This window comes from Cupriavidus sp. UME77 (assembly GCF_014170355.1).
Classification (GTDB): domain Bacteria; phylum Pseudomonadota; class Gammaproteobacteria; order Burkholderiales; family Burkholderiaceae; genus Cupriavidus; species Cupriavidus basilensis.
Map to the genome: position 1 here is coordinate 1 of NZ_LZZU01000026.1, position 3,853 is coordinate 3,853.

Here is a 3,853-nt window from a genome sequence, read left to right on the forward strand (position 1 = left end):
AATGCCCCGAGCGAGAGCTTCTTCAACAGTCTGAAAAACGAGCGGGTGCATGGCCAGCGCTACGCCACGCACGAGCAAGCCAAAGACGATCTCTTTGACTACATCGAGATCTTTTACAATCGGAGCCGCCGACACTCCACGCTCGGCTATGTGTCCCCGGCCCAGTACCTCCGGGACTGGGAACACCCACGGGACATGGCGGCTTGACTCCCTTACCCTTGGAAGGCGAAAAACAAGGGGAACCTCAACCATGCAGGATCCGGCTCCGCGGCTTCCTCCAATCTGTGCACCTAAAATCCTAAAATGATGTCGATCGGCGCGGCCGACTTTTTGCGAATCCCGGCAATTCCTCAAAGCGCCTCTGTACGGCTTGGGAAAGCTCACAGGTCTGGCGGCTGGTCCGGCATATTGGACATTCCACCACTCACACTGAAGGCAAATCCTGTTGGTAGAACTCATGCAGCTTGGCCTGCAAGAGGGCCTTGTCAGGCAACTGAGTCTGATATTCGGCAATCAACGCTGGCGACAGGCTACGACTGAGAGCATATTCAACCACTTCGTCGTCCTTGCTCGCGCAGAGCAATACACCGATTGCCGGCCGCTCATGTGACTTCTTCACGTCCCGGTCCAGCGCCTCCAGGTAAAAGCTCAGCTTTCCCATATACTCCGGTTCGAAACGGCCGACCTTCAATTCAATCGCTACAAGGCAATTGAGCCCTCGGTGGAAGAAGAGCAAATACAGGACTGCCCAAGTCATTGATTCGAAAGCGGTCTGTTTCCCATTTGGTTTGAGACGGGTCATCTCATTTGGGCATCGCCGCCAGCCTAGCTGGCCAACTCATGCGCGCCAGAAGCCCGCTCTTCCCCCAGTTCACCGGGCTCACGTGGCTGCAGGCCTGACGTGGCTTCGGCTGGGCGGCGGCGCGCATCGCGTCGCCGCCAGGCAAAGGAAAACCGCCTTCCGGCGGTTTGTCGTGTGGCGGCGTAGTGTCGCGCGGCGAAAGATCTACTTCGTGACAGCAGCGGGCCGCACACTTGCGTGCAAGGTCGCGCCGGGGATTCGGTGCGGGATACGGACGGGTCGATCCGCTATAGCACCACGGCGATGCCGCGCTTTTGCAATCGCCATGACCTTCTGGCGCAGCTTGCTAGTCGCGTTCAAAGCCATTGAACCTCCTTCGTCCTTGGCTGGGCGGGCAGTGCAAGTGGAGTGCGACGAAAAAATCACACGCGTCGAACTTACGCGAAGTTGCCCCCCCAATGCACACTCGTTCCGTGCGCTGGGCACCGCCTTTGGCATCCAATGCCGGTTGGTCGTCCGTAGAGCGCTCCTACCGCATTTCGCCAGGACAGGCACTCATTACTGCCACGCGACTTGAGACGGAATTCACACTGCCTACCTCAATGATCAATCGCGCCAGATCATTCGAGCTCCTCTTGAGCTTGTCGAAGGGCGTGTCGGCCTCTGCGACGTTATTCGGAGTCCCTCCGACAACCGCTGGGATGAGCGGTTGGTTCACTGCGGACTGCGCACTCGATGCGTTGATGACTTTGATCGTTGATGCCGTGGCCACGGCACGATCAATCGTTGTCATGAGGCCGTGGAGAATATCAAGGCGATCATTCCAGTCAGAGATATCTTGATTGAGATTCCTCAGGACGTCCTTGGCTTGCTTCGCCGTGGCGTTTGCCATATTCACGATGGCTGCTTGATCGCTATCCATCGACTTGCCAGCCACGCTCACCAGCAGCCCGTCGATGTCATCCGTGAGTGTAGTGATACTAGTTCGGGTGACTTTCTGCTTCTGAATTGCTGCCGGCCATCCGGGATCAACACTGCTGCTCAATGGTCTGCCGGCGTCGTAGAGGCATTGCGTCGCCGCAGCGCCTGCGAAATAGGCCTTGCGGCGACTTTCTGGATTACTCGCGTCCCACAACGCTGTTGCACCGCCCGCAGCAATCCCGAGACCAGCTAACCAGTTTCCACGTGCTGCCCCATGAGAAAACACGCCTACTGCGGCGCCCGCGACAGCGAACGCGACGACGGTTGCGTTGCGGTTAAACACCGAATGGTCTTGCTGCTGCGCCCAGCCCTCGTATTCAGCCGCTCTGGTCTTAACTTGGTTGAGGTAACTCTCGTACGTCACATTATCAGCGGGCGTGGCCATCGGCTTATAGGGACTACATCCCGCGATGACGCCCACCATCATCGGAAGACATACCAATTTTCTACTGGTCTGAATGCATAAATGCATCGGGCCTCCGGTGATCAAAGACGTAGCATGAGATTTTTCCCCTGAGGCTAACACTCTTCGAGATTGATCTTCCCCCCCCAGAGGTGGGGAAGTGGGCATGCGACGGCCCCGCAGTCCGCACCGGCACAAGATTGCTTCAGGGAGCGGGGGCCGCGTTCCTGGCGTCCTCCCAGCACCACCGCCCCTTCTGCGTTTCGTCCGCAGCCTGGCCATCGTACTTTGCGCCATTGCAACGATGCAGCAGGTTGCATCCATCCGTTAGGAGGGGTGTCGTTCCTCTTTTGGCAAAGTACGATCAACACTCGCGCAACACTTTATGGAAGGCGGGACATGCATGAAAGTCGGTTTGGCCACCGGATACTTTACATCCCTGCCTTTCTCGGCTTCCTGATTGTCGGCTCCGCCCTGGCGCGTGCCGAGGCTCCCGCGCTGACCTGCCAGCAGATCGCACAAGGCGTCCGCTCCCTCGATCTATTACAGGGCAAGGAGGTATCGGTAGAGCCTGGCGGCCGTGTGACTTTTCGCGAAGCCTTCCGCGAATGTGACAAAAGGGATTCGTTTAATGGTCAGAGTCTGCCTAGCGGCCGCAAGTGTAGTACGGACAAGAACCGCGTCGACCGACTGCTTGTGTTGCCGGACAAAACGTTGATTGTGACGGCCAAAGCGGGCGTCGACGCTGACGGGTCCCCACTCGCCCGCAGCCCGAATAGGCCGCGCTCATCACAAAAGGAAACCAGTCTTCTCAATGGCCGAAGCCTAGACGCTGAGGCAACGCCCTTCATCGTGATGCCCGGGGCACTGGAAGGCCCGCACTTGAATGCGCGAACGAACGTTGCCCAGGGTGATCTTGCCATCGTCATCAAAGGCGACCACTGCTCTTTTGCCATTGTTGGCGATACGGGGCCGTACTTTCGTTTTGGCGAGATCTCCATGGCTGCGCACGAAGATCTGGGAAGCAACCAGTGCCGAGAGAATCGAAAGCCATGTCCGGGGCTGCGCGGACGGTACGGTGAAGGCATAAGCACTCCTAGCGGAGTGACCTATGTCATCTTTCCGAATTCGAAGCCCGAGGGCCTGACGGCCCAAAATGCCCGACAGATGGCAGCTCTGCACGGGCAAGTGCGGGTGCAAAAATTCCTGGCAGACAACGCCACACCAAGCCAATAGCACCCGTCGCGTTCAATTGTTATACGGGCCTAGGGACGGTGTTCAAAACTCGCCGCAGACCGGGCGCTCATGGCGGGGTTTTCCAGCGACAATAAGTGCATGAAACAAACTGACCTTGGCCTGGACCTGAGCAACCGCCGCACGCGCAAGCGTGTGTTTCTCGATGAGATGGAGCGCGCGGTGCCTTGGGATGAGTTTCTGACGCTGATTGCGCCGCACGCCCCGACCAAGGCAACGGGCCGCCGGCCGTTTCCCCTCGCAGCGATGCTGCGTATTCACCTGATGCAGCAATGGTTTGGTCTGAGCGATGTGGCGATGGAAGAAGCGTTGTATGACACGCCGCTGTACCGCGAATTCGCTGGCCTGGGCGGCATGAGCCGCCTGCCTGACCGCGTTAGCATCCTGCGCTTTCGGCATCTGCTCGAACGACA

Annotated in this window: 5 protein-coding genes; 3 read left to right on the top strand and 2 right to left on the bottom strand. The window is 58.3% G+C overall.

Features of this window, described 5'->3' with window-relative positions; translation table 11 throughout:
* The coding region (locus A9975_RS10965) for an IS3 family transposase (RefSeq protein WP_183032714.1) at window positions 1–207 on the top strand (207 nt) is incomplete at its 5' end.
* 217 nt (window positions 208–424) lie between these two features.
* Here the strand turns inward: A9975_RS10965 and A9975_RS10970 are convergent.
* Together A9975_RS10970 and A9975_RS10975 are read right to left on the bottom strand one after the other, a co-directional pair.
* Window positions 425–802: a PDDEXK nuclease domain-containing protein gene (locus A9975_RS10970; protein ID WP_220810703.1), complete on the bottom strand. Its 378-nt coding sequence runs from the start codon at window positions 800–802 to the stop codon at window positions 425–427.
* Window positions 803–1,331: 529 nt separating this feature from the next.
* Entirely contained in the window at window positions 1,332–2,255 is a 924-nt protein-coding gene (locus tag A9975_RS10975; RefSeq protein WP_183032715.1) for a hypothetical protein, read from the bottom strand.
* A 330-nt stretch (window positions 2,256–2,585) separates the two neighbouring features.
* On the opposite strand from A9975_RS10975, the gene A9975_RS10980 reads away from it, so the two are divergent.
* Window positions 2,586–3,422: a glycoside hydrolase family 75 protein gene (locus A9975_RS10980; RefSeq protein ID WP_183032716.1), complete on the top strand. Its 837-nt coding sequence runs from the start codon at window positions 2,586–2,588 to the stop codon at window positions 3,420–3,422.
* Between the two features lie 99 nt (window positions 3,423–3,521).
* The coding region (locus A9975_RS10985; protein WP_183032717.1) for a transposase at window positions 3,522–3,853 on the top strand (332 nt) is incomplete at its 3' end.

Excerpts from the sequence above, each read along its gene's own strand:
- A9975_RS10970 (WP_220810703.1), bottom strand. The coding sequence starts at position 802 with ATGACCCGTCTCAAACCAAATGGGAAACAGACCGCTTTCGAATCAATG.
- A9975_RS10975 (WP_183032715.1), bottom strand. The coding sequence starts at position 2,255 with ATGCATTTATGCATTCAGACCAGTAGAAAATTGGTATGTCTTCCGATG.
- A9975_RS10980 (WP_183032716.1), top strand. The coding sequence starts at position 2,586 with ATGCATGAAAGTCGGTTTGGCCACCGGATACTTTACATCCCTGCCTTT.